This window comes from Ancalomicrobiaceae bacterium S20, from assembly GCA_040269895.1.
In the GTDB taxonomy this organism is placed as follows: Bacteria; Pseudomonadota; Alphaproteobacteria; order Rhizobiales; family Ancalomicrobiaceae; genus Methyloraptor; species Methyloraptor flagellatus.
The window spans coordinates 872365-894718 of the sequence record CP158568.1 but is presented as its reverse complement, the minus strand read 5'-3'; the positions used below and the strand labels follow the sequence as shown (position 1 = coordinate 894718).

Sequence of the window (22354 nt, the reverse complement as noted above, 5' to 3'; positions counted from 1 at the left end):
GGGATCGGCAACGCCCTACCGGGCGGTGCCGACGCATGATCGGCTGCACGCGGTCAGTTCAGACTGGCGATGAACTCGTCGGTGACTTCCGAGAGCCTGGAGTGCAGCGCCCGGCCGACCGCATGGTCGGTCTCGCGGGCGTTCTCCGCGACCATGGCGCGGATCGCCTGGACATGCTGGGCGACGAGGCTGGTCGGCAGGCGCTCGGTCTCCGGCACGTGGTCGAGCAGATGGCAGAGGCTCTTGGCGACGTGACCGACCAGCGGGAAGCCGAGCGTCGCCGCCTGGCCCTTGATGTCGTGCGCGGCGCGATAGAGCACCTCACGGCTGTCATCGTCGAAACCGTGCTCCTCGGCCGCCTGCCAGGCCGCGAGCAGCGTCTCGGTCTCCGAGGCCATCCAGGGCACGAAGTTCTGCGCCATCTTCTCGAGCGCGGCCTCGGCGGCCGCGACCGGATCGACGTCCGCCTCGCTCTTCTTGCGACGGGTCGACTGGGCCTTCTTCTTCAGCTCCTGCTTCGCCGGGATGATCTCGTACTCCCCCGACAGGACGTCGAAGTCGTCTTCGTCATCTTCGAGCGGCCGGGCTTCGGCGCGCTGGGCTGCGGACATGGGCTCGGTCTCCGGAAAGCCGCGGGTCACCTGCCTCGCCGGGCCGGTCGACCGTGGGCGCGTCGGTCCCGGATCCTGCGATCCGACCGGCACCCCTCGGCCGAAATCATCGCCCCGAGGCGTTTAAGATTAGCTGAACCCGGAGTGCGCAAATCGCGCGATCGACCGTCGAACCGCGTAGGCCGACCGACATGGGAGGGCCGGCCGCGCGCCTGCAAGCGCCGCGTGGGGTCGCTCGCTCGCTCAGTACTGGAACTGTTCGGCCAGAATCCGCTCTTCCCAATTGTGTTCGGGATCGAACATCAAAAAGCTCTCCGACTGCCGATCCTGCCGCACCGTGACCGATTTGACGTTCTTGATCTCGGTGTGGTCGGCAGCGGCGCTGACCGGCCGCTTCTGCGTGTCCATCACGTCGATGCGGATCAGCGCGCGGTCGGGCACCAGCGCCCCGCGCCAGCGCCGCGGCCGGAACGGGCTGATCGGCGTCAGCGCGAGCAGCGGCGCGTTCAAGGGGATGATCGGTCCGTGGGCGGAGAGATTGTAGGCGGTCGAGCCGGCCGGCGTCGCGACGATGACGCCGTCGCAGACCAGATCGTCGAGCCGCTCGACGCCGTCGATGCTGAGCTTCAGCTTGGCGGCCTGGTAGGTCCGCCGCCACAGCGACACCTCGTTGAAGGCGCGCGCCTCGTGCTCGACGCCCTGCACGTCGACCGCCTTCATCAGAAGCGGCCGGATCGAGGTCACTTCCGCGACCGCGAGCCGGTCGAGCAACCCCTCGACCTTGAACTCGTTCATCAGGAAGCCGACGGTGCCCCGGTGCATGCCGTAGATCGGCTTGCCGGTGTTCATGAAGCGGCGCAGCGTCTGGAGTATGAAGCCGTCGCCGCCGAGGGCGACGATCACATCGGCGATATCGGGCGGCGACGAGCCATAGAGGTGGCTGAGCCGCCGGCGGGCGGCCTCGGCCTCCTCGGTCGCGCTGGCGACGAAGGCGATGTTGTCGATCTTCGGACGCTCGATTTCCATGGCCCGCCCCACCTGACCCGTGGGTCGGGTTAGCATGCCCGGACGAGGGCGACAAGGAACGGCCGCCGCCGGCGCCGCCGACCGACCAAACCAGGAGTACGCATGACCGTTCAGGATCTCGTCGTGGTCTACGCCACCTTTCCCGACAAGGACTTGGCGCGCGAGGTCGGCCGCGCCGCGGTCGAGGCCCGCCTCGCGGCCTGCGTCAACATCCTGCCGATGGCCTTTTCGATCTACGCCTGGGAGGGCGAGGTCCACGACGCCGACGAGACCGTCGCGATCTTCAAGACGCGCACCGTCCAGGTCGACGCCCTGATGGCCGAAATCATCCGCCTGCACCCCTATGACGTGCCGGGCATGGTCGCGCTGCCGGTCGTCGCCGCGCCGGAGAACTACGCCGACTGGATCCGCTTCGAGACCGGGGCGCCCTTCCCGCCCCCGCCGCCGGTCGAGGAACCGCCGGAAGATTGAGCGGGGGACAAGCGCCCCTCAGGCCCCGCGCGATCAGCGTCCCGCAAAACCCGAGACCGCCGAGACGACCTGACCGTCGATCCCGTTGAACCCGTGATGCGCGCGCGCCTCGCACGGATTGCCGTCGCTCACGCCGCCGGAGAGCCAGACCACGCGGGCCTTCGAGCCCGCCCATTTCTGGAACGGCTCGACGCCGGCCGGCAAGGTCTTCTTGCAGGCGTCCTGCCGGTGATGCACGACCAGCGTCCTCGGCAGCGCCGCCGGCGAGCCGAGGATGTTCATCACATTGTCGCTGTCGCCCGAGGCGTCGGACAGGAAACCGGAGGTCAACACCAGACCGTCCGGCCGCGCGCCGGCCGCAATGCCGCGCGCCGCACGCTGCGTGCCGCGGCTGGTGCCGACCACCGTGACCGGCCGCTTGATCGCCGCCATGGTCGCGACGGCCTTCGCGAGATCCGCATCCGCATCGACCAGCAGCACCGCGAAACCGGCCGCGACATAGGCCTGCCGCGTGCGGGTCAACTGATTGCCGAGCGTGCCGGAAAAGCTGCCGCCCGCCCCGACATTGACGCGTCCGTCGCCGCCGGGCATCAGGATCAGGCTGGCGCGCGGCTTGCCCGCCGGCCGGATCAGAACGCCCTTGCCGCCGCCCAGATCGACGCTCTCGTCGGCGCGCGCGCCCGCTGAGCCGGCGACGAGCGCCGCCGCAAAGACCGCCGTGCAGACGGCACCGCGAACGATTGTGGTCGAAGACGAACCTGCCCGCATCACGCCCCTCCCGGAACCGCGGCGGCTGCTTTTCCTGTCGCCGCCTTGCCGCTCAGCCTGTGCCCCAGCGCACGTGGGGGCAAGCCCCATTTGGGGGTCGGCGCGCGCGGCGCTGGCCGGCGTCCGTCGTGCCGACAGCAAAAGGCCGGGCGCATGACACCCGGCCTGCTGCATGTCTGCCGTCAGCTACTGCCCAGTCAGTTGGCCGACTTGGCCCGGCGGATATCGGGCGGCGTCGCCTCGTCGACGAGCGCGGCGATCGCCTCGTCGAGGGTCAGGACGCGATTCTCCTGGCTGCCGAGCCGGCGCATCGCGACCTTCTCCTCTTCCGCCTCGCGCTTGCCGACGACGAGGATCACCGGGACCTTGGCGAGCGAGTGCTCGCGGACCTTGTAGTTGATCTTCTCGTTGCGGACGTCGCTCTCGACGCGCAGGCCGGCGCGGACGAGCTTCGCCCGCACGCTCTCGGCATAGTCGTCGGCCTCCGAGGTGATGGTGGCGACCACCACCTGTGTCGGCGCGATCCAGAGCGGGAAATGGCCGGCGAAGTTCTCGATCAGGATGCCGAGGAAGCGCTCCATCGAGCCGCAGATGGCGCGATGGATCATCACCGGCGTCTTTTTGGCGCCGTCGGCATCGACGAAGAAGGCGCCGAACCGCTCCGGCAGGTTGAAGTCGACCTGCGTGGTGCCGCACTGCCAGTCGCGGCCGATCGCGTCCTTCAGCGTGTATTCGAACTTCGGCCCGTAGAAGGCGCCCTCGCCCGGATTGATGCCGGTCTTGATGCGCCCGCCGGATTCGGCCGCGATCTGCTCGAGCACCTTGGTCATCACGCTCTCGGCGCGATCCCAGAGCTCGTCCGAACCGACGCGCTTCTCCGGCCGGGTCGACAGCTTCACGACGATGCTGTCGAAGCCGAAGTCGGCATAGGTCGACAGGATCAGATCGTTGATCTTCAGGCACTCGGCCGCCATCTGATCGTCGGTGCAGAACACGTGCGCGTCGTCCTGCGTGAAGCCGCGCACGCGCATCAGACCATGCATGGCGCCCGAGGCCTCATAGCGGTGCACGATACCGAATTCGGCAAGGCGCATCGGTAGTTCGCGGTAGGACTTCAAGCCATGCTTGAAGATCTGGACGTGACCCGGACAGTTCATCGGCTTCAGCGCGAAAATGCGCTTGTCCTCGGCCTCGTCGCCGGCGGACTGCACCGCGAACATGTTCTCCTTGTACCAGCCCCAGTGACCGGAGGTCTCCCACAGGCTCTTGTCGAGCACCTGCGGCGCGTTGACCTCCTGATAGTCGCCCTTGAGGCGCCGGCGCATGTAGGAGACCAGCTCCTGGAACATGGTCCAGCCCTTGCCGTGCCAGAACACGACACCGGGCCCCTCCTCCTGGAAATGGAACAGGTCCATCTCGCGGCCGAGCTTGCGATGGTCGCGCTTCTCGGCCTCCTCCAGCATGTGGAGATAGGCGGCGAGATCCTTGTCGCTGGTCCAGGCCGTGCCGTAGATGCGGGACAGCATCGGGTTGTTGGCGTCGCCGCGCCAATAGGCGCCGGCGACCTTCATCAGCTTGAAGGCCCCGCCGATCTGACCGGTCGAGACCATGTGCGGTCCGCGGCAGAGGTCGAACCAGTCACCCTGCTTATAGATGCGGATGGTCTGGTCCTCGGGGATCGCATCGACGAGTTCGACCTTGAAGCGCTCGCCCTTGTCGGCGAACACCTGCTTGGCCTGATCGCGCGTCCAGATCTCCTTCGAGAACTTCTGATTGCGCGCGATGATCTCGCGCATCTTCGCCTCGATTTTCGGCAGGTCCTCGAGGGTGAAGGGCTCGTTGCGATGGAAATCGTAATAGAAGCCGTTCTCGATGACCGGTCCGATCGTGACCTGCGTGCCGGGATAGAGCTCCTGCACCGCCTCAGCCATCACATGCGCGGCGTCGTGCCGGATCAGCTCGAGCGCTTCCGGGTCGTCGCGGGTGACGAAGCGGATGTTGGCGTCGCGCGTGATCGGATCGGTCAGGTCCGCCAGCACGCCGTCGACCGTCATCGCGATCGTGCGCTTGGCAAGGGATTTTGCGATCGATTCGGCGACGTCGAGCCCGGTCACGCCGGCCTCGTACACGCGCTGGGCACCATCGGGAAAGGTCAGGGAAATCGACAAGACGGCCTCCGTTGCTCACTCCCGGATACGAGACCGGGTAAGCGGGTCGGTTGATGTCGCGGGCGTTGGAGAAAGCCGGTCAGCGGCGAGCGTCGGCGCCGGGACCCGGGTCCGTTGCGGGCCCGCGATAGCGCCACGGCATATACCAGCAGGCATGGCGAGGCAATTCGTCCGGCACGGGGTCATAGCCCGAGCCGCCCCAAGGGTGGCAGGAGAGGATCCGCCTGAGCCCCATCCAGCCGCCGGCCCACAGGCCGTGCCGCGTGATCGCCTCTTCGGTATACTCCGAGCAAGTCGGCAGATAGCGGCAGGTCCGGCCGATGAAGGCGGACAGCGTGTATCGATAGAACCGCACCATCAGGCGCGCGACGAGGACGTGCGGTCGGCCGAGATCGTCGACGATTCGGCGCGGCGCCGACGGTCGCGGCCCGTCGGCGGACGGCATTTGCCCCTTGCGATCGGAACAGCCGGAGCACACGATCGTTCAGCCTCTCGTTTGCCGTGGTCGAAACCCGCCTGGATCATCACGGGTCCGTTCCGGCCGCTGGTTCGCCGTCATGGGAAGGACACGCCGGCATGATCGGCTCCGCCCGCTCCCGTATCGCTTCCGCCTGCACCGCTTCCGCACGCATCGTTTCCGGATCACATGAGCCCATGACCCAGTCCGCCGACCTCGCCCTCGTGACCCGTGCCGTCCATTTCGCGGCGGTCCGCCACAAGGACCAGCACCGAAAGGGCGAGGATTTCGCTCCTTATGTCAACCACCTGGCCGAGGTCGCGGAGCTGCTCGCCGATGCCGGCGCCGACAGCGAACTGATCGCCGCCGGCTACCTGCATGACACGATCGAGGATACCGGCACGACCCACGAGGAGCTCGCGGCCCTGTTCGGCACCCGCGTCGCCGATCTGGTGCGCGAGGTCAGCGACGACAAGAGCCTGCCGAAGGACGAGCGCAAGCGTCTGCAAATCGAGCATGCGCCGCATCTGTCGCATGCGGCCCGCCGCATCAAGTTCGCCGACAAGACCTCGAACGTGCGTTCGGTCATCCATGCCCCGCCGAAGGACTGGAGCGAACAGCGCCTGCGTGACTATGTCGAGTGGGCGAGAGCCGTCGTCGAGCGCATCCGCGGCGCCGATCCGAAGCTCGAGGCCGCGTTCGACCGGGTGGCCCAGGAGGCCGACGCGCATTTCGCGGCCCGAGACATCGCCTCGCCGCCGCCACAGACCGACGCGCCCGCGGCCTGACCCCGGCGCGGCACCAGCGCAACCCGGAAACACGCCAAAATTGAAAAGCCGCGCATCTGCACTAGGCAGACGCGCGGCTTTCGCGCCAGAGTGACTTGCCGGTGTAAAGGCACCGGTGTGCAAGCCGACACCCTTCGGCAGGGAAGCGAGCGTCATGCGACTGACGATCACTTTCCGGCTCGGCAGGTGGAGAGTGACGATCTCCATCCGCCGGTAAGTCCGGCAGGAGGGGGCCGCAAGGTCCCCTCCTAGCCAGGATATTACCAAAAACCGCCACCGCCCTCAACCGTTCCGGGCGGCGCGCGCCCTTCTCAAGCCGCCGCACCGCGCTTGGCTTCGATCTGATCGAGCGCCGCGCAGACCGCGTCGAAGGTCAGCATGGTCGAGGCGTGCCGCGCCTTGTAGTCGCGCACCGGCTCCAAGAACTTCAGATCCTCGAAGCGCCCCTCGGGCGGCGCGCCGTTCTCCTTGAGCATGCGGCGCATCGCCTCGCGTACCGCTCGGAGCTCGGCCGCGGTCGCGCCGACGACATGGCGCGCCATGATCGACGACGAGGCCTGTCCGAGCGCGCAGGCCTTCACGTCGTGGGCGAAGTCCGACACCACGTCGCCGTCGAGCTTCAGGTCGATGGTCACGGTCGACCCACAGAGTTTTGAATGCGCGGTCGCGCTCGCGTCCGGCTCCGCGAGCCGGCCGAGCCGCGGGATGTTGCCGGCGAATTCCAGGATCTTCTTGTTGTAGATGTCGTCGATCATAACCGACCCTCGAACTTGCGACCGCTTGGAGCCTGACGCGCGCGTCGCGATCGACTATATAGGGATGACGGGGCCACGACAGCAGGTACGCTGAGACGCTGGGATATGTGGTCCGACCAGCGCTCGGAGCCGTACAGTGAGAAAAAGGCTGGACAGCCCGGAGATGTATCCCATGGACGCCATCGTGAATCTCTATCGCAAGGATCGGCCCGCGACCGACACGGCGGATGTCGCCCGTCGACCGACGCGCGAGGAAGCCGAGGCGGCCGTGCGCACGCTGATCCGCTGGACCGGCGACGATCCGGACCGCGAAGGCCTGGTCGATACGCCGAAGCGCGTCGTGAAGGCCTATGAGCAGCTCTACAGCGGCTACAACGAAGATGCCGGCGAGGTGCTCGACCGCGTGTTCGAAGAGGTCGAGGGCTACGGCGACATCGTCGTCGTGCGCGACATCCCGTTCTTCTCCCATTGCGAGCACCACATGGTGCCCTTCGTCGGCAAGGCCCATATCGCCTACTATCCGAGCGGCGGTGTGGTCGGCCTGTCGAAGCTGGCGCGCGTGGTCGATGTCTTCGCCCGTCGCATGCAGACGCAGGAGAGCCTCTCGGCGCAGATCGCCACCGCGATCGACGAATATCTGAAGCCGCGCGGTGTCGCACTGCTGATCGAGGCCGAGCACATGTGCATGTCGATGCGCGGCGTGCAGAAGTCGGGCGTCAGCACGATCACCACCCAGTTCACCGGCGTGTTCCGCGAGGACCCGGCCGAACAGGCGCGCTTCATGATGCTGGTGCGCGGCGCCCGCTGAGGCGCCCGCGGGCGCATCACGCGTTCGCCGAACCGGAAATCGTCAGATGATCGGGAAGCCGCCGCCAGGCGGCTTTTTCCGTCTGGGGCGCGAGTCCCTGCCCCGTGCCGTGCCCCCCGATCAGAGGGCGTTCGTGCCGCGCTCCGCCCCTGGTGCAGCACGAGCAACGCCCCCGGCATTGACCGCGGCCCGTGCCGCGCCTATCCGATGCGGCAACCATCGAGCGGACGAGACCCATGACCACCATGACCGACGCGCCGAATGCCCCCTTCGCCCAGCCGGGCTCCCATGACGAGCTCGAGCTCGGCGATCGCCTGACGCCGCGTTTCGACGCCCACGGGCTGGTGACGGCCGTGGTCGTCGATGCCGACGACGGCGCGGTGCTGATGCTCGCCCATATGAACGCCGAGGCGCTCGCCAAGACGATCGAGACCGGCGTCGCACATTACTGGAGCCGGTCGCGGGCCAAGCTCTGGATCAAGGGCGAGACGAGCGGCAACCTGCAGCGCGTCGCCGAGATCCGCGTCGATTGCGATCAGGACGCGGTCCTGCTCAAGGTCCGGGTCGACGGCCATGGCGCATCGTGCCACCGCGGCTACCGGTCCTGCTTCTACCGCGCGGTGCCGATCGGCGCCCGGGCCGCGACGGCGACGCTCGCCTTCGCCGAACCGGCCCCGATGTTCGATCCCGACGCCGTCTATGGCAGCAATGCCCACGGACATGGCCATAGCCATGACGCAGCCGGGCACGGCACGGACGGGCACAGCCACGACTGAAACCAGGCCACACCGATCCGGCCCGCCGCGATCCAGACAGCCGCGATCCGGACGGGCGCGATCCGGACGGGCGCCGCGACGCCCGTCCGCGCAACGCATCAGCCCGCGGTGATGTACTCGCGCATCTGCGCGGCCTCGCGCTCGATCAGCTGCAGCCGGTACTGAACCACGTCGCCGATCGAAATGACGCCGATCAGGCGATTTTCGCGCGTGATCGGCATGTGGCGAAAGCGACCGTCGCTCATGCGATGCAGCACCTCGAGCGCCGTCTCATGCTCGGTCGCGGTCACGACCTTGCGCGACATGTGCGCTTCGGCGAGCGTCTGCAACACGCCCGGCCCCTCCTGCGACAACGCGCGCACGATGTCGCGCTCCGACAGGATGCCCGCGATACGCCCGTCCGGCTCGGTCAGCACGACCGCACCGATCTTGTTGGCGGCCAGAACCTCGCAGACGTCGGTCAGCGACTGCTTCGGGCTCATCGTCACCACGTGACGACCCTTGTCCTGGAGAATGGCTGCAACGGTCATGATTTCGATCCTCCCATCTGGTCCGGTTTTCCGGTCCCGTTTGCGCGTGCTCGGCGCCGCAGGGCAGCGAAGCACACGACATTCACCTGGAGGATGTCGACCAAGATCCCCGGGATCGTCTCGAACCGGGACGGTCCACGGGTGCGACAAAGCCTCCGGGCCCGTCGCCCGCGGACGCAGGCCTCAATATGGATGATGGGCACGAGTGCTCATCGGCGCAAGGGTGGTATGACACTGCCGCGACCATTCGCCCTGTCATCCACCGGTAAGCCGCGCAGGCGCTGCGTCAGGTCGGGCCGGCGTCGTCGCCTGCGACCGGCGCATCGGCGCGCGGCGGCTCCGGCGCAACCGGATCGAGCAGGCCGAAGCCGAAGAAACCGGCGACGAAGCCGCCGAAATGCGCCTCCCACGCGACACTGACGTCGCCCATGCCGAGAAGCGCGCCCGCCCCGAAGCCGACCGCGACATTGAACAGCGCCCAGACGGCGAAGAAGCCGATCACCCGCCGATCCGCGAGCACCGTGACGAGCGGCGGCGCCGGCACGCGCCAGGCCGCATCGACCGCCTCGGGCCCGAACCAGCGCGCCGGCCCCATCGGCCCCCGCGCGACGAACATGAAGCGCAACGCAGCGCCCATGAAGCCCGCGACCGCGGCCGAGGCACCGACCACCGGCGTGTCGTCGCCGAAATGCATCACGAGATGGGCGAGCGCCCCCGCGGCCGAGGCGACCGCGAACAGCACGAAGAAGCGCAAGCCCCCGAACCGGCGCGCGACCGGCGCCCCGAACGCAAGCAGGAAGGCACCGTTCATGATCAGGTGCGTCCAGTCGCCATGCAGGAAGGCGTAGGTGACGAAGGTCCAGACCTCCGCTGCGAACCCGCCCGGATAAGGCTGGCCGATCGCCTCCATCGCGATGAACCGCTCCGGAATGAAGGCGAAATAGGCGAGCGTCCAGATGTCGAGCTCGGGCGTCAGCAGCGAACGGACCGCCTGGACCGCCGCCAGCACGGCCGCGAGCGCGATCACCGAGCCGGGCAGGTTGAACACCGGCTCGGAGCGCGGCGGCAGCGCCTCGGGAACCGGCTCGGCGGCGACGGGCAGGGTCGGATCGGCGTCGGACATGCGGCTCCTCGTATCGGGTCGACCCGTCTCATATCGGGCAGCCGGGACGCTGAGGAAAGACGGCAGACGACGAAACCCGGTCCCACGTCCGGATTGCCGGTTCGGCACGCCCGACCGGCCTCGCCGGAATCCCGACCAGCCGACCTCCCGGAATCCCGACCTGCCGGCCTCGCCGGAATCCCGAAATGAAACCGCCCGGCGCGCGCATCGCGCAGCCGGGCGGTGTGGTCGCGTCCCTGCATCTTCCCCGTCGTGTGTTCGACGGTTGTCGTCGCGACATGGCCTTGGCGGCTCTCCCCTCGCGACGTCGGGAAAGTGCCGCAATCTCGACACGCGCGCAAGAGCCGGCCCGTCTTAACCCTAACCGTCGAATGAACGGCGTTAAGCACCCCGTCCCACATCGGGACCACCGCGGCGGCACGCCCCCTGCAACTCATGTGGCGAGACGATCCAAAAGGCCCAAATCGGGACACATCGATTAACGCGACGATACCCGGCCACCGCCCGCGACGGGGCCGGATTTGAGACGATCAAGGGGGCATCCGATATGAAACATGCAGCGAGCCGAGAGCTTTATGGCTATTGGCAACGCGTGCGGCGCGGCCGCCCGGCCCCGGACCGCAGCGAAATCGAGCCCTCCGACATTCGCCGCATTCTCGGCGACACGTTCATTCTCGAAGTCGCCGCCCCGTTCGAATACCGCTTCCGCCTCGCCGGCACCCGCGTCTGCGCCGCCTTCGGGCGCGAGATGAAGGGGAAGAACTTCATGGACTTCTGGACCGGCAAGGACCGGGAGACCATGGCGACCCTGTTCAGCGCCATCAGCGAGGATGCCGCCGCCGCGGTGATCGGCGTGCAGGGCCACGCCGCGCATGGCCGCGATCTGGCCTTCGAGCTGTTGTGCCTGCCGGTCCGCCAGAAGGGCGAAGGCTACAATCGCGTGATCGGCACGCTGGCCCCGATGGACGATCCCTACTGGATCGGTCTGCATCCGATCATGAAGCAGCAGATCACCAGCCTGCGCCTCATCTGGCCGGACGAGAAGCCGTCGTTCCTGCTACGCGGCGCCGATCTCGCGGATGAGATCCCCGAGACGCCGATGTTCCAGCCGGCCATGAGCCGCGGCGTGGCCGATGGTCATCGCCGTGTCGGTCACCTGACCGTCTATGAGGGCGGCAAGGAACACTGAACTTTGATCGGCTCGCCCGCTCCCGGGCGTTCGAGCCGACTGCAAGGCAACGGCGCCTTAACCAACAGCCTCTAGCATCCTCGGTCAGGGACGCGGCACGCGCTGGTCGCGTACCCGGTGTTTCCAGCCGAGGATGCCATGGACGACGCCCGCACGGCCGCCGCCAAAGCGGCTCCCTTCCAATCGGCCAAGACCGATCGGCGGCGTTTCCAGCGCGTCCGCGTGAACCTCCTCGGCCGTTACATGCTCGAGGACAAGCGCGAATACCCCTGCCAGGTCGTCGACATGTCGCCGGGCGGCGCTCGTCTGGTCGCCCCCGTGACCGGCAGCGTCGGCGAACGGGTCGTCGCCTATATCGATCACATCGGCCGGATCGAGGGCCGCTGCACGCGCCTGCTCGACGGCGGCTTCGCCATGTCGGTCGAGACGACCGCCCGCAAGCGCGACAAGCTCGCCGCCCAGCTGACCTGGCTCGCGAACCGGCACGTGCTCAACCTGCCGGAAGATCGCCGCCACGACCGCTTCGTGCCGCGCACCCCCTACACCACCCTGGTCGACGAGACCGGTCACGAGCAGCGCGCCAAGATCATCGACGCCTCGCTGTCCGGCGTCGCCGTTCAGGTCGAGCGCAAGCCGCCGCTCGGCGTCGCCGTCCGTATCGGCCAGCTGCGCGGCCGCGTCGTGCGCCGCTTCGACGAGGGCGTCGCGATCGAGTTCTCGGTGGTCCAGACGCCCGACGGCCTCGACCGCAACCTGTCCTGACGCGTGCCCGGCGCATGGACCGGCGCCGATACCCGTTCCGATTGACGGTTTCTTCACCTCGACATCACGCGTCCCTGCACGTGCCCGAGCGTGATATCGTAACGGCAGACGCCACGAGGCGCACACAAGCCACTGATTTCCAATAAGTTTCTGCCCGCCCCTTTCGGGCGGTGCGCCCGGCCGCGTCGGTCGTTTCAGTTTTAATCGTGCTGGATTCAAACTTTCACGGTCGAATTATCTCGAAATAAGAAGCCCTCGCGTAGAAGAGAGACATCTCCGACGCGGAACATCTTACCCCCTGAAAGATGTTCCCTGTGAGGTGTCCTGATCGGTGACGGAGACGTCGCCGCTGCAGATGGAGGGACTTGAACCATCGGCCGGTCCGCTGCGAAGCGGGTCCGCGGGGTCGGGCTCGAAGCCCGACACGAGGGAGGAACTCGAGCTCCGTTTCGCGGGCCCGGTCGCGTCCCCACCCTCCCCGTCCCCACAAGACTGGGTCCGCTAAAGCCGGGTCGGCGCCGAAAGGCGCCGACCCGGTCGCATTTTGGAACGAGCCTTCCGATCGCGCCGGGCGATGGCCTCGCCCGACGTCCGACGTCCGCCGACCAGTCGATCAGCCGATCTCGACCAGACCGGCCCGGAACCGCCGGGAATTGGCGACGTAGCCGTCGGCCGACCCCTTCAGCCGCAGGATCGCCGCCTCGTCGAGCGTGCGGATCGCCTTCGCCGGCGAGCCGACGATCAGCGAGGCCGGCGCAAAGCTCTTGCCCTCGGTGACGAGCGCGTTGGCGCCGACCAGCGAGGTCTCGGCGATGGCGGCGCCGTTCAGCACCGTCGCCCCCATGCCGATCAGGCTCTGCGCACCCACGGTGCAGCCGTGCAGGATCGCCTTGTGGCCGATCGTGCAGTCGCGGCCGATCGTCATCGGGTAGCCGCGGTCGGTGTGCAGCATCGCCATGTCCTGGATATTGCTGTTCTCGCCGATCTCGATCCACTCGTTGTCGCCGCGGATCACGGCGCCGAACCAGACCGACGCGCCCGGCTTCAGCCGCACCGCGCCGATCACCACAGCGGTCGGCGCGATCCAGTAGTCGCCATTCGCGGGCAGCTCGGGGCGAATTCCGTCGAGTTCATAGATCGGCATGGCGTTTCCCTCGGCTTGTCGTGTCCTGATGGGCGTAAGGCGAAGCCGCGCGCGCCGCAAGCCGGGCGATCACGGCGAAGCCTGCGACAAAAGCAGGGGCCGGGTCTTGGCCGATGCATACGGGCAAAAAAGAAGGGGCGGCGCCGTTGCCGGCACCGCCCCTTCCTCCCCTACTCCCGAAAACGGGAGCGCAATCAGGCGATCAGATGCGAAACGTCCACGGCAAAACGCACGACGACAATGCCCGAGCACAGGCTCCAGCCGGTCGCGATCGCCGCGCTCGCCACCAGCCAGCCGACCGGGCGGCCTTCGATCAGGCGGCCGCGGATCGCGTTGCGCATGATGATGAAGGGGCCGGCGAAGGCGCAGAGCGCCAGCGACAGGAAGCCGTTCCAGAGCGTATCGAGATGGACGGAGAACCGCGGCGGATTGTCGGTGACGAGCTGGTAGAACGACGCGAGCACGCCGGCGGCGACGAAGCCGGACGCCATGCAGTAGATTGCCAGGACGAGGTCGGAGCGCATCGTTCAACTCATTACGTTAACACTTTATTTACCGATAGCACGCTCCGCTCGGTCTGTCTCCGGGCGAGCGTTCGACACACCCGCCGTCTTGTTGGGATGGTTAATCCGCGGCCGGCCCGGACCGACCGGCAGGCGCCCCTGGAAAGGGTTTGGGAGCAGCGATGAAACGGCGGTTCCTGATCGCGACGGTGGCGGCGGCGGCGATCGGCGGCGCGCTCTATCTCGTCGCCTCGCGATCCCATGAACCCGCCGTCGCGGGCGGACCGCTGACGGTCACGATCGCCGGCGAGCCGCTGGTCGTCCCGCCCGACTGGATCCGCTTCGGATCGCAGCGCCGCTCCGGCGCCGCCAGCCGGCTCGACCTCGGCCTGACCTGGCCCGATCTCCAACCGGAGCCCCGGCCGGGATCGGAAAAGCCCGCATCGGGCACCACTCCGGCCGCCGCGCCGAGCTCTGCCGACGCGGCCGCCGCGGCGGAAGCGGGTCTGGCAAAGCCGGTGCTGGTCTTCGCCATCGAACCGCGGCCGACCGAACTCGACATGGCTGGACGGCTCGGCACGGTCTACGCGCGCTTCATCCTGCCCGATGCGCTCGACGCGCCGGACGGATTGAGCGGCCGAAAACTCGCGGCCGGATCGGGCTATGAGGATGAGGAGCTCTATTTCGAGCCGGGCGCGGTGCGCCCCTTCGTGGCGCGCTGCTTCCCGCTCGAGCGCAAGGGGCCGATCGGCACCTGCCTGACCGACCTCAACATCGGGCGGGGGCTCAATCTGTCGATGCGCTTCCCGCGCACCCTGCTGCCGGAGTGGCACGCGCTCCGGCAGGCGGCGGAGACGGTCTCGGACCGTCTCCTCACCAAGGCGGGGTCGCCCTGACGGCGACAGCCCCGGAGGGCCTTGAACCCCTCGCGCCCCGGAGGGCTTCGACCGATCGCGTCGAAGCCGGCCAGGATCCGACCTGTCGGGGACCGAAACGGCGGATCAGCCGTCGATGTCCATCTCGAGAATGGCCATCTGGAAATTCCAGGAGACCTCGCCGTCCTCGTCGTCGCGGAACAGCACGCCGATGAACTCGTCGCCGATGAAGACCTCGGCCGAGTCCTTCTTGCGCGGGCGCGCCTCGATGCGGATCGTCGGAAGGTTGAACTTGCGGCGCAGGTAGGCCTGCACCTTGGTGATTTCCTGCTTGTCCACGGGGCCGCTCCGGTGGGGGTTTTGGATCGGAGGTCCGCCCGCCGGCCGGCGATCCCGCCTGCCGACGCTCTGGACACTCCGCGGGGAAACGTCGGCGTCGTCGAACCGTTCGCTCGGGATCGGCTGACGACCGCCTCGGACCGGATACCGCCCGCGCCGGCTCGCGCCGCCACGGAACCTATCCGCCGTCTCCGGCCGCTTGTGGCACGGGCCGTGCGGCCCGTCAAAGCCGAAGGCCGAGCCCCTTGGGGACAAGCGCGCGCCGAGGTCGCCGCCGATCGGGAACCGGGAGCAGGAGACCCGGAGTCAGCCCTGACGCCCAGCCCGCCCCGACGCCCCGGATCACGCCGAGGTGTCGCTGCCGAGGATCTGGTCCATCGCCCGCGACGGCTCGCTGCACGGCGCCTCGCCGACGACCTTGGCCGGAACGCCGGCGACCGTCTTGCGCGGCGGCACCGGCTTCAGCACCACCGAGCCGGCTGCGACGCGCGCGCAATGGCCGACCTCGATGTTGCCGAGGATGTTGGCGCCCGCGCCGATCAGCACACCGCGGCGGATCTTCGGATGCCGGTCGCCGGTCTCCTTGCCCGTGCCGCCGAGCGTGACGCCCTGCAGGATCGAGACGTCGTCCTCGATCACGGCGGTGGCGCCGATCACGATGCCGGTGCCGTGGTCGAAGAACACGCCCCGGCCCATCGGCACCGCCGGATGGGTATCGACCTGGAACACTTCCGAGGCCCGGCTCTGCAGATAGAGCGCGAAGTCCTCGCGGCCCTGCCGCCACAGCCAGTTGGCGAGGCGGTGGGTCTGGATGGCGTGGAAGCCCTTGAAATAGAGGATCGGCTCGATGAAGCGCGAGCAGGCCGGATCGCGATCGAACACCGCCTGGATGTCGGCGCGCACCATCGAGCCGATCTGCGGCTCGTCGCCCAGCGCTTCCATGTAGGTCTGGCGGATCAGCGTCGCCTTGACGTCGGCATGGGCGAGCCGCTCGGCGAGCCGGTGCACGACCGCCTCTTCGAGCGAGGACTGGTTGAGCACCGTTTCCCAGATGAAGCTGGCGAGCGCCGGCTCGCGCGCCACCACCGCCTCGGCCTCGGACCGGACCCGCTGCCAGATCGGGTCTACAGCGGTGAGCTGCGCGGCCTGAAGGACTTTGCCCTGCTGTTGCATGTCGAACTCCTCGCGCGGGTCAAGACCGCGGTTGCGCGATCCTACCATAGCGACTGCGACGAAACGACCCCGCCACCGGCATACGCGATCGCCCAATACTCGATCGCCCGATACTCGGCCGGAAGTCGCGCTTACCCATAAGTGGGCGCTTCCGTTAAGAAGCGTTGCGCGACGAGAGGAGAAACGCCGATGACCGCAGCCGCCCGCCCCCTTGAGACCGGCGATCGCCGGATCCGCGTCGAGGTCGAGGCGCCGATCGGCTTCCTCGTCATCGACAATCCCGAACGCCGCAACGCGATCGCACTCGACATGTGGCGCGCGATTCCCGACGCCATCGCCGCGCTCGATGCGGCCGAGGACGTCCGCGTGATCGTGATCCGTGGTGCCGGCGACCTCGCCTTCGTCTCCGGCGCCGATATCTCCGAATTCGCCACCGTGCGCCGGGACGCCGAAAGCGCCCGCGCCTACGAGGCGGCCAACGCCCGCGCCTTCGCCAGCATCCGCGAGGCGAAGAAGCCGACCATCGCGATGATCCGCGGCTTCTGTCTCGGCGGCGGCATGGGCGTCGCGGTCGCGACCGATCTGCGCATCGCGGCGGACGATGCCGTGTTCGGCATCCCGGCCGCCCGGCTCGGCGTCGGCTACCCGCCCGAGTGCATTCGCGACGTCGTCAACGCGGTCGGGCCGATGCGCGCCAAGGAGCTGTTCTTCACCGCCCGCCGCATCGACGCGGCGCGCGCGGCCGCGATCGGCCTCGTCGCCGCAGTCCACCCGGTCGCCGATCTGGAGGCCGAGACCCGCCGCCTCGCGAACGAGATCGGCCGCAACGCGCCGCTGACCATCCGCGCCGCCAAGGCCGCGATCGACGCGGTCGCCGGCGACCCGGCCGAACTCAACATGGCGGCACTCGGAGAGCTCACCGACGCCTGTTTCGACAGCGCCGATTTCGCCGAGGGCCGCGGCGCGTTCCTGGAGAAGCGCGAACCGGTGTTCCGGGGCGTTTGATCACGCAAAACAGCAGTCTCGCCCGGCCTGTTCAGAGAGTGCTCGAATCCGCCCTGCGCGGCCGACCAGGCATCGATCGCGCAGGGCGATGCCTGCAGAAGCGCGCAAACAGAGGCGGAATCGGATTGATAACGGCGCCCCCCAAGTGATTCTGTGATCACGGCTTTCGGCGCCACCCGAATCGAAGTCTGAAGCGACGCGGGACGACCTCGGAAGGGTGCGCCGCGCGCCGCACCTCAGAACACGCCCTGCTCTTCCAGGAACTCGATCACCGCGGTCGCGAACACGTCGTTGCGGTCGCCGGCGACCATGTGACCGGCGCCGCGGACGTCGACCGTCCGGGCGTGCGGCACCAGCCGCATGAACTCCTCGACGTGTTCTTTCGAGATCAGCTCCGAGCGCTGCCCGCGCACGAGCAGCGTCGGGATCGCCAGCCGCCGCGCCGCCGCGCTGAGCCGGTCGGTCAGCAGGTGGCCGTCGGTGTCAACCGCGCGCGGCCCGTCCATGAAGCGCGGATCCCAATGCCAGCGCCAGCGACCGTCCGGCGACAGGCGCAGGTTCTTCTTCAGGCCGTCGAGGCTCTTCGGCCGCGGCCGGTGCGGCAGATAGGCGGCGACCGCGTCGGCCGCCTCCTCGACGGTCGCAAACCCCTCCTGCACACGGGCGCGCATGAAGCCGACGATCCTGGCGACGCCGTCGGCGTCCATGCGCTGCGTGATGTCGACCAGCACGAGCCCGTCGAAGAGCGGCCGTCCGACCTCGCCTTCGGCCATCAGCGCCGCGATGCCGCCGAGCGAGGCGCCGACCGCGATCGGCCGCCGGCCGAACCGTCCGGTGATCGCATCGGCGACCTGGATGACGTCCGCGGCGAAATCCTCGAATGCGTAATGCCCGTTCTTCGACCAGGCGCTCGCGCCATGGCCGCGCTGATCGAGCACGATCGCGTCGAGGCCGTGCGCGGCGAGCCGGGTCGCGGTCTCCTCCCATGCGTGCCGCGTCTGCCCGCCGCCATGCAGCAGGAGCGCCGGCCCACGCAAGGCCGCCCGCTCGGCCGGGGCGCTCGCCCGGTGCAGGTCGCCGACCAGATAATTGCCTTCCGCCCCAATGAACTCGATCGTCTCGACCCCGCTCACGGCCGCCTCCCGAGGAACGCCAGCACGCCCTGCTTGTAGACCTTGTCGCCGACCGCGACCATGTGGTCGCGATCCGGGATCGGCAGGATCTCCGCATGCGGAATGAGCGCCGCGAGCTCCTCCGGCGAGCCGGCGACGTCGTCCTTCGTGCCGACCGCGATCAGCACCGGCATGTCGAGCCGCCCGATATCCGCCTCCGCGACCGGCTGGCGCGAGCCGCGCATGCAGGCGGCGAGCGCCTTCAGGTCCGATTTGGTCTGCTTGCCGAACTGCCGGTAGGCGCGCGCCTTCGGGCTCGTCACCGCGTCGTCGCTGTCGGCCTCGAGGCCCTTGGCGATCGTCTCCTGGCCCGCGAGGCCGTTGACCATCGCCATGGCGAGGCCGCCGAAGATCACCGATCGCGCCCGGATCGGATGGGCGATGGCGAAGTGCGCGGAGATCCAGGCCCCCATCGAGTAGCCCATGATGTCGGCGCGCGCGATGCCGAGATGATCCATCAGCCGGCGCACGTCCTCGGCCATGAAGGTCTTCGAGTTGTAGAGCGCCGGGTCGTAGCGCCCCTCCGAGCGACCATGGCCGCGGTTGTCGATCGCCACCACGCGCCGGCCGTCCTTGACCAGCAGGTCGACCCAGCCGGTGTAGACCCAGTTGACGTCCGCATTCGAGCCGAAGCCGTGGACGAGCACGATCGGCTCACCCTCGCGCGGCCCCTCGTCGAGATAGGCGATGCGATAACCGTCGGAGGAGAAATCGGGCATGGGACGGGAGGCTCCGGAGAAGGATGGCAGGCGGACCATGGCGACGCGACTCAGGCCGGCAGCGGGCGGCGCCGGCCGAGCAGCACCTGCGGATGGCCGCGATAGGTGAGATCGCTCTTTCGCTCATAACCGAAACGCGCGGCGAGGCGAAGCGACGGCGCGTTGGTCGGCGCGATGATGCAGACGGTCTCGGCCGCGTCGATATGGGCATCGCCCCAGGCGAGCGCGGCGGCGACCGCCTCGGAGGCGACACCGCGGCCGTGCCAGGCCGGCAGGATCGCCCAGCCGATCTCGGGCGTGCCGGCGAAGGACGGCTCGCTGTCGCGCTTCAGCTCGCGGAAGCCGACCTCGCCGATATAGGCGCCGGTCGCGCGCGCCTCGACCAGCCAGGCGCCATAGCCGACCACCGACCAGCATCCGGCATAGCGCAGGATGCGCATCCATATTTCCTCGCGGCTGCGCGAGCCGCCGCCGAGATGGGTGAGCACGGCGGGGTCGTTCCACATCGTCATGAGATTATCGAGATCGTCCGCCCCGAGCGCGCGCAACCGCAAACGCTCGGTCTCGATCACGGGGACAGGAACGCCGAAGGTCATGGAGTTTCCGGGTAGCGACCAAACCGGGCCGCACCATAAGCGCAGCCGCCCGGCGCCGGAACCACTGCGACCGCGGGCGAGCCGCGCGTGCCATGGGCGGCAGGACCGCCCGGTACGCGCGGCCTGCCCGCACGAAGACTTGCGAGCGAGACTATGCCGGCCTCCGCACCCGGTCGAAGATCGTCATCGCCCCCCCTTGTAGACGGTATCGGCGATGCGAACGAACCCTTGCGCCTGAGCCAGACGGATCGAGACGGCGTTGTCGGGATGGATGATGCAGACGACCCGATCCGACGCGATCGACCGGTCGCCCCAGGCGAGCGCCGCCGCGACCGCCTCGGAGGCGAGCCCGCGGCCGTGCCAGGCCGGGACGAGACCCCAGCCGATTTCGGGCACGCCGACAAAGCTCGGCTGCGTATCGCGCTTCAGCTCGTGAAAGCCGACCTCGCCGACGAAGGCGCCCGTCGCCTTGTCCTCGCAACGCCAGAAGCCGTAGCCGAGCAGCGCCCAGTTGCCGGCATAGCGCAGGAGCCGGAGCCAGACGTCCTCCTCGCCGAGCGGCCGCCCGCCGATGTAGCGGACCACGCCCGGATCGGCCCACATGGCGCAGGATTCGGCGAGATCCTCCGGCCGATGGCCGCGCATGATCAGTCTCTCGGTCTCGAGCACCGGCACGTCCATCTTGGCCCCCTCCTTGCCGCGATGATCCCCTTGTCGACCGCCACGATAGCGGCTCGCAACCGCGGACCCAAGGCCATTGCGGACGTCTTCGCAACCGCCGCATTTCCCCTCTACCCATCCCGCCGCACCGGCACTATGGTGCGCGCCGATTGGATCAGCCCGAGGGAATCCCCATGGCCGGCGCCGTCGTCCCGCACTTCACCAACGATCTCGGCATCGCCCGCGTGCGCATCGGCGCCCGCGAATTCATGTGCATCGGCGCCAGGCCGCCGTTCGATCATCCGCACGTGTTCCTCGACATGGGCGACGAGAACGAGAAGATCTGCCCCTATTGCTCGACGCTCTATGTCTACGACGCGAGCCTCGATGCGCATGCGGCCGATCCGGCGGCCTGCGTCTACGAACCGGCCCTCGCCGCCGAGTGAGCCGCGACCGGGTCTTATGACCCGTCGCCCGTCACGGGCAGCGCCTCGGCCGGCAACCGGACCGGGCTCCGTCTAAAGCACGGCTCGCCGCGGCACGGCGCAGGGTCTATCCAGACAGGCGCGCGATTGCGCTTTCGGCTTCATCTCATCCGAAAGCGCCCGCGCAAGGCTTGATCGGCGCCGGCCGAGCGACCGCCGGGGCCCCTCGTTCCGAACTCCGTCGCGTTCATGAAGGACGTCCCCATGGCGGACGCACTTCCCCTCGTCATCGCGGGGGCCGGCATCGGCGGATTGACCGCCGCCCTCGCCCTCTCCCGTGCCGGCCGGCGCACGATCGTGCTCGAACAGGCCGACCGGCTCGCTGAAGTCGGCGCCGGCATCCAGCTCTCGCCCAACGCCTCGCGCATCCTTGACGCGCTCGATCTCGGGCTCGCGCTCGATCGCCATGCCGTGACGCCCGATTGGCTGAAGGTCCATTCGGTCCGTGCCGGCGGCGAAGTGCTGCGCATGCCGCTCGGCCGGGGCATCGAGCAGCGCTACGGCGCGCCCTACCGCGTGATCCACCGCGCCGACCTGCTCGATGCGCTCGCCACCGCCGCGCAGACCGACCGCAACGTCGAGATCCGGCTCGGTACGCGCCTGCGCCGCGCCGAAGCCGCGCCCGGCCGCATCTCGATCGAGGCTCGCACGCCCACCGGCCCGGCCACGATCGAGGCCGCCGCCCTGATCGGCGCCGACGGCGTTCGCTCGCGCGTGCGCACCCACGTTCTCGGCGGTCCCCTCGCCCGCTATTCCGGCCGCACCGCCTATCGGGCCGTCGTGCCGATCGGCCAGATCCCGGCCGAGCACCGGCGGTCGACCGGCCTGTGGATGGGGCCGCACGGCCATCTCGTGCACTATCCGCTGCACGGCGGCGAGACCTTCAATCTGGTCGCGGTGATCGAGAGCGACTGGGAGGACGACGGCTGGTCGGTGCCCGCGACCCGCCGCGAGGTGCTCGATGCCTTCGCGTCCTGGCCGCAGGCCGCGCGCGACCTGCTGGCCCTTCCGCAGGACTGGACCAAGTGGGCACTCTGCGGCGTCGATCCGGACTTCGCCTGGGTCGGCGGCCATGTCGCCGTGCTCGGCGACGCTGCCCATGCCATGCTGCCCTTCGCGGCGCAGGGGGGGGCCATGGCGATCGAGGATGCCGCGGTGCTCGCCGCCCATCTCGCCGATCCGGCCGCCGACATCGCCATGGCGCTCGCGGCCTACGAGGCCGAGCGCAAGCCGCGCGCCAAGGCCGTGGTCGAACTGGCGCGCACCAACGGCCGCATCTATCACCTGCCCGACGCGCTCGCCTTCCTGCGCGATGCCGGCATGCGCATCGCCGGTGCCGACCGGCTCGCCGCCCGGCAGGACTGGATCTGGCGCTGGCGCCCGCCGGCCGAGACCCTGAGCAAGTCCGGGGGCGCCAAGTCCGCCGGCGGCCTGCGCCGCAGCGGCTGACG

General features: G+C 68.8%; 26 protein-coding genes. 10 read left to right on the top strand and 16 right to left on the bottom strand.

Features of this window, described 5'->3' with window-relative positions; translation table 11 throughout:
- Positions 1-53: 53 nt before the first annotated feature.
- On the bottom strand, positions 54-611 hold the full coding sequence (locus tag ABS361_04280; protein ID XBY45508.1) for an Hpt domain-containing protein: 558 nt from the start codon (positions 609-611) through the stop codon (positions 54-56).
- Between the two features lie 243 nt (positions 612-854).
- Entirely contained in the window at positions 855-1637 is a 783-nt protein-coding gene (locus tag ABS361_04275; GenBank protein XBY45507.1) for an NAD kinase, read from the bottom strand.
- Between the two features lie 102 nt (positions 1638-1739).
- Here ABS361_04275 and cutA point away from each other — a divergent pair, with 102 nt between their 5' ends.
- Positions 1740-2108, top strand: a complete 369-nt coding sequence (gene cutA / locus ABS361_04270; protein ID XBY45506.1) for a divalent-cation tolerance protein CutA — start codon at positions 1740-1742, stop codon at positions 2106-2108.
- Positions 2109-2141: 33 nt separating this feature from the next.
- Here the strand turns inward: cutA and ABS361_04265 are convergent, their stop codons facing one another.
- The 3 genes from ABS361_04265 to yidD all read right to left on the bottom strand — a co-directional run bounded on the left by ABS361_04265 (position 2142) and on the right by yidD (position 5402).
- Positions 2142-2876, bottom strand: coding sequence for an alpha/beta hydrolase (locus ABS361_04265; GenBank protein XBY45505.1), 735 nt, complete (start codon positions 2874-2876; stop codon positions 2142-2144).
- 197 nt (positions 2877-3073) lie between these two features.
- Positions 3074-5044 (bottom strand): threonine--tRNA ligase, encoded by a 1971-nt coding sequence (gene thrS / locus ABS361_04260; protein XBY45504.1) that lies wholly within the window; start codon positions 5042-5044, stop codon positions 3074-3076.
- Between the two features lie 79 nt (positions 5045-5123).
- Positions 5124-5402 carry a membrane protein insertion efficiency factor YidD gene (gene yidD / locus ABS361_04255; protein XBY46804.1) on the bottom strand — a complete coding sequence of 93 codons (279 nt, stop codon included), beginning with the start codon at positions 5400-5402 and terminating at the stop codon, positions 5124-5126.
- Between the two features lie 296 nt (positions 5403-5698).
- On the opposite strand from yidD, the gene ABS361_04250 reads away from it, so the two are divergent.
- Entirely contained in the window at positions 5699-6289 is a 591-nt protein-coding gene (locus ABS361_04250; GenBank protein XBY45503.1) for an HD domain-containing protein, read from the top strand.
- A 311-nt stretch (positions 6290-6600) separates the two neighbouring features.
- Here the strand turns inward: ABS361_04250 and ABS361_04245 are convergent, their stop codons facing one another.
- On the bottom strand, positions 6601-7044 hold the full coding sequence (locus tag ABS361_04245; GenBank protein ID XBY45502.1) for an iron-sulfur cluster assembly scaffold protein: 444 nt from the start codon (positions 7042-7044) through the stop codon (positions 6601-6603).
- Between the two features lie 172 nt (positions 7045-7216).
- On the opposite strand from ABS361_04245, the gene folE reads away from it, so the two are divergent.
- Positions 7217-7852 carry a GTP cyclohydrolase I FolE gene (gene folE, locus ABS361_04240; protein XBY45501.1) on the top strand — a complete coding sequence of 212 codons (636 nt, stop codon included), beginning with the start codon at positions 7217-7219 and terminating at the stop codon, positions 7850-7852.
- 245 nt (positions 7853-8097) lie between these two features.
- Entirely contained in the window at positions 8098-8628 is a 531-nt protein-coding gene (gene hisI / locus ABS361_04235; protein XBY46803.1) for a phosphoribosyl-AMP cyclohydrolase, read from the top strand.
- Positions 8629-8726: 98 nt separating this feature from the next.
- Here the strand turns inward: hisI and ABS361_04230 are convergent, their stop codons facing one another.
- A complete protein-coding gene (locus ABS361_04230) occupies positions 8727-9158 on the bottom strand; it encodes a CBS domain-containing protein (GenBank protein ID XBY45500.1) in 432 nt (143 codons plus the stop codon).
- A 286-nt stretch (positions 9159-9444) separates the two neighbouring features.
- Entirely contained in the window at positions 9445-10281 is an 837-nt protein-coding gene (locus ABS361_04225) for a rhomboid family intramembrane serine protease (GenBank protein XBY45499.1), read from the bottom strand.
- Positions 10282-10828: 547 nt separating this feature from the next.
- On the opposite strand from ABS361_04225, the gene ABS361_04220 reads away from it, so the two are divergent.
- A complete protein-coding gene (locus ABS361_04220) occupies positions 10829-11470 on the top strand; it encodes a PAS domain-containing protein (GenBank protein ID XBY45498.1) in 642 nt (213 codons plus the stop codon).
- 138 nt (positions 11471-11608) lie between these two features.
- Complete coding sequence (locus ABS361_04215) at positions 11609-12232, top strand: PilZ domain-containing protein (GenBank protein XBY45497.1); 624 nt, start codon at positions 11609-11611, stop codon at positions 12230-12232.
- A gap of 613 nt (positions 12233-12845) precedes the next feature.
- Here ABS361_04215 and ABS361_04210 read toward each other — a convergent pair.
- Together ABS361_04210 and ABS361_04205 are read right to left on the bottom strand one after the other, a co-directional pair.
- Positions 12846-13376 carry a gamma carbonic anhydrase family protein gene (locus ABS361_04210; protein ID XBY45496.1) on the bottom strand — a complete coding sequence of 177 codons (531 nt, stop codon included), beginning with the start codon at positions 13374-13376 and terminating at the stop codon, positions 12846-12848.
- A gap of 194 nt (positions 13377-13570) precedes the next feature.
- Positions 13571-13900: a hypothetical protein gene (locus ABS361_04205; protein XBY45495.1), complete on the bottom strand. Its 330-nt coding sequence runs from the start codon at positions 13898-13900 to the stop codon at positions 13571-13573.
- Between the two features lie 161 nt (positions 13901-14061).
- On the opposite strand from ABS361_04205, the gene ABS361_04200 reads away from it, so the two are divergent.
- A complete protein-coding gene (locus ABS361_04200; protein ID XBY45494.1) occupies positions 14062-14775 on the top strand; it encodes a hypothetical protein in 714 nt (237 codons plus the stop codon).
- Positions 14776-14880: 105 nt separating this feature from the next.
- Here the strand turns inward: ABS361_04200 and ABS361_04195 are convergent, their stop codons facing one another.
- On the bottom strand, positions 14881-15093 hold the full coding sequence (locus ABS361_04195) for a DUF3126 family protein (protein XBY45493.1): 213 nt from the start codon (positions 15091-15093) through the stop codon (positions 14881-14883).
- Positions 15094-15435: 342 nt separating this feature from the next.
- On the bottom strand, positions 15436-16266 hold the full coding sequence (gene cysE / locus ABS361_04190; GenBank protein ID XBY45492.1) for a serine O-acetyltransferase: 831 nt from the start codon (positions 16264-16266) through the stop codon (positions 15436-15438).
- Positions 16267-16455: 189 nt separating this feature from the next.
- Between cysE and ABS361_04185 the strand changes: the two genes are divergently transcribed.
- Positions 16456-17271, top strand: a complete 816-nt coding sequence (locus tag ABS361_04185) for an enoyl-CoA hydratase (GenBank protein ID XBY45491.1) — start codon at positions 16456-16458, stop codon at positions 17269-17271.
- Between the two features lie 236 nt (positions 17272-17507).
- On the opposite strand, the gene ABS361_04180 is transcribed toward ABS361_04185, so the two are convergent.
- The 4 genes from ABS361_04180 to ABS361_04165 all read right to left on the bottom strand — a co-directional run bounded on the left by ABS361_04180 (position 17508) and on the right by ABS361_04165 (position 20439).
- Positions 17508-18404 (bottom strand): alpha/beta hydrolase, encoded by an 897-nt coding sequence (locus tag ABS361_04180; protein XBY45490.1) that lies wholly within the window; start codon positions 18402-18404, stop codon positions 17508-17510.
- Positions 18401-19162, bottom strand: coding sequence for an alpha/beta hydrolase (locus tag ABS361_04175; GenBank protein ID XBY45489.1), 762 nt, complete (start codon positions 19160-19162; stop codon positions 18401-18403). The genes ABS361_04180 and ABS361_04175 overlap by 4 nt, the downstream gene beginning before the upstream one ends.
- 50 nt (positions 19163-19212) lie before the next feature.
- Positions 19213-19758, bottom strand: coding sequence for a GNAT family N-acetyltransferase (locus ABS361_04170; GenBank protein XBY45488.1), 546 nt, complete (start codon positions 19756-19758; stop codon positions 19213-19215).
- Positions 19759-19941: 183 nt separating this feature from the next.
- Positions 19942-20439 carry a GNAT family N-acetyltransferase gene (locus ABS361_04165; GenBank protein XBY45487.1) on the bottom strand — a complete coding sequence of 166 codons (498 nt, stop codon included), beginning with the start codon at positions 20437-20439 and terminating at the stop codon, positions 19942-19944.
- Positions 20440-20612: 173 nt separating this feature from the next.
- Here ABS361_04165 and ABS361_04160 point away from each other — a divergent pair, with 173 nt between their 5' ends.
- Positions 20613-20864, top strand: a complete 252-nt coding sequence (locus tag ABS361_04160; protein ID XBY45486.1) for a zinc-finger domain-containing protein — start codon at positions 20613-20615, stop codon at positions 20862-20864.
- 243 nt (positions 20865-21107) lie between these two features.
- Complete coding sequence (locus ABS361_04155; protein XBY45485.1) at positions 21108-22352, top strand: FAD-dependent monooxygenase; 1245 nt, start codon at positions 21108-21110, stop codon at positions 22350-22352.
- Positions 22353-22354 lie beyond the last annotated feature (2 nt).

What these genes read in the sequence shown, in the direction of transcription:
- ABS361_04280 (XBY45508.1), bottom strand. Translation starts at nt 611, where the DNA reads ATGTCCGCAGCCCAGCGCGCCGAAGCCCGGCCGCTCGAAGATGACGAA.
- ABS361_04275 (XBY45507.1), bottom strand. Translation starts at nt 1,637, where the DNA reads ATGGAAATCGAGCGTCCGAAGATCGACAACATCGCCTTCGTCGCCAGC.
- cutA (XBY45506.1), top strand. Translation starts at nt 1,740, where the DNA reads ATGACCGTTCAGGATCTCGTCGTGGTCTACGCCACCTTTCCCGACAAG.
- ABS361_04265 (XBY45505.1), bottom strand. Translation starts at nt 2,876, where the DNA reads ATGCGGGCAGGTTCGTCTTCGACCACAATCGTTCGCGGTGCCGTCTGC.
- yidD (XBY46804.1), bottom strand. Translation starts at nt 5,402, where the DNA reads ATGGTGCGGTTCTATCGATACACGCTGTCCGCCTTCATCGGCCGGACC.
- ABS361_04250 (XBY45503.1), top strand. Translation starts at nt 5,699, where the DNA reads ATGACCCAGTCCGCCGACCTCGCCCTCGTGACCCGTGCCGTCCATTTC.
- ABS361_04245 (XBY45502.1), bottom strand. Translation starts at nt 7,044, where the DNA reads ATGATCGACGACATCTACAACAAGAAGATCCTGGAATTCGCCGGCAAC.
- folE (XBY45501.1), top strand. Translation starts at nt 7,217, where the DNA reads ATGGACGCCATCGTGAATCTCTATCGCAAGGATCGGCCCGCGACCGAC.
- hisI (XBY46803.1), top strand. Translation starts at nt 8,098, where the DNA reads ATGACCGACGCGCCGAATGCCCCCTTCGCCCAGCCGGGCTCCCATGAC.
- ABS361_04230 (XBY45500.1), bottom strand. Translation starts at nt 9,158, where the DNA reads ATGACCGTTGCAGCCATTCTCCAGGACAAGGGTCGTCACGTGGTGACG.
- ABS361_04225 (XBY45499.1), bottom strand. Translation starts at nt 10,281, where the DNA reads ATGTCCGACGCCGATCCGACCCTGCCCGTCGCCGCCGAGCCGGTTCCC.
- ABS361_04220 (XBY45498.1), top strand. Translation starts at nt 10,829, where the DNA reads ATGAAACATGCAGCGAGCCGAGAGCTTTATGGCTATTGGCAACGCGTG.
- ABS361_04215 (XBY45497.1), top strand. Translation starts at nt 11,609, where the DNA reads ATGGACGACGCCCGCACGGCCGCCGCCAAAGCGGCTCCCTTCCAATCG.
- ABS361_04210 (XBY45496.1), bottom strand. Translation starts at nt 13,376, where the DNA reads ATGCCGATCTATGAACTCGACGGAATTCGCCCCGAGCTGCCCGCGAAT.
- ABS361_04205 (XBY45495.1), bottom strand. Translation starts at nt 13,900, where the DNA reads ATGCGCTCCGACCTCGTCCTGGCAATCTACTGCATGGCGTCCGGCTTC.
- ABS361_04200 (XBY45494.1), top strand. Translation starts at nt 14,062, where the DNA reads ATGAAACGGCGGTTCCTGATCGCGACGGTGGCGGCGGCGGCGATCGGC.
- cysE (XBY45492.1), bottom strand. Translation starts at nt 16,266, where the DNA reads ATGCAACAGCAGGGCAAAGTCCTTCAGGCCGCGCAGCTCACCGCTGTA.
- ABS361_04185 (XBY45491.1), top strand. Translation starts at nt 16,456, where the DNA reads ATGACCGCAGCCGCCCGCCCCCTTGAGACCGGCGATCGCCGGATCCGC.
- ABS361_04175 (XBY45489.1), bottom strand. Translation starts at nt 19,162, where the DNA reads ATGCCCGATTTCTCCTCCGACGGTTATCGCATCGCCTATCTCGACGAG.
- ABS361_04170 (XBY45488.1), bottom strand. Translation starts at nt 19,758, where the DNA reads ATGACCTTCGGCGTTCCTGTCCCCGTGATCGAGACCGAGCGTTTGCGG.
- ABS361_04165 (XBY45487.1), bottom strand. Translation starts at nt 20,439, where the DNA reads ATGGACGTGCCGGTGCTCGAGACCGAGAGACTGATCATGCGCGGCCAT.
- ABS361_04160 (XBY45486.1), top strand. Translation starts at nt 20,613, where the DNA reads ATGGCCGGCGCCGTCGTCCCGCACTTCACCAACGATCTCGGCATCGCC.
- ABS361_04155 (XBY45485.1), top strand. Translation starts at nt 21,108, where the DNA reads ATGGCGGACGCACTTCCCCTCGTCATCGCGGGGGCCGGCATCGGCGGA.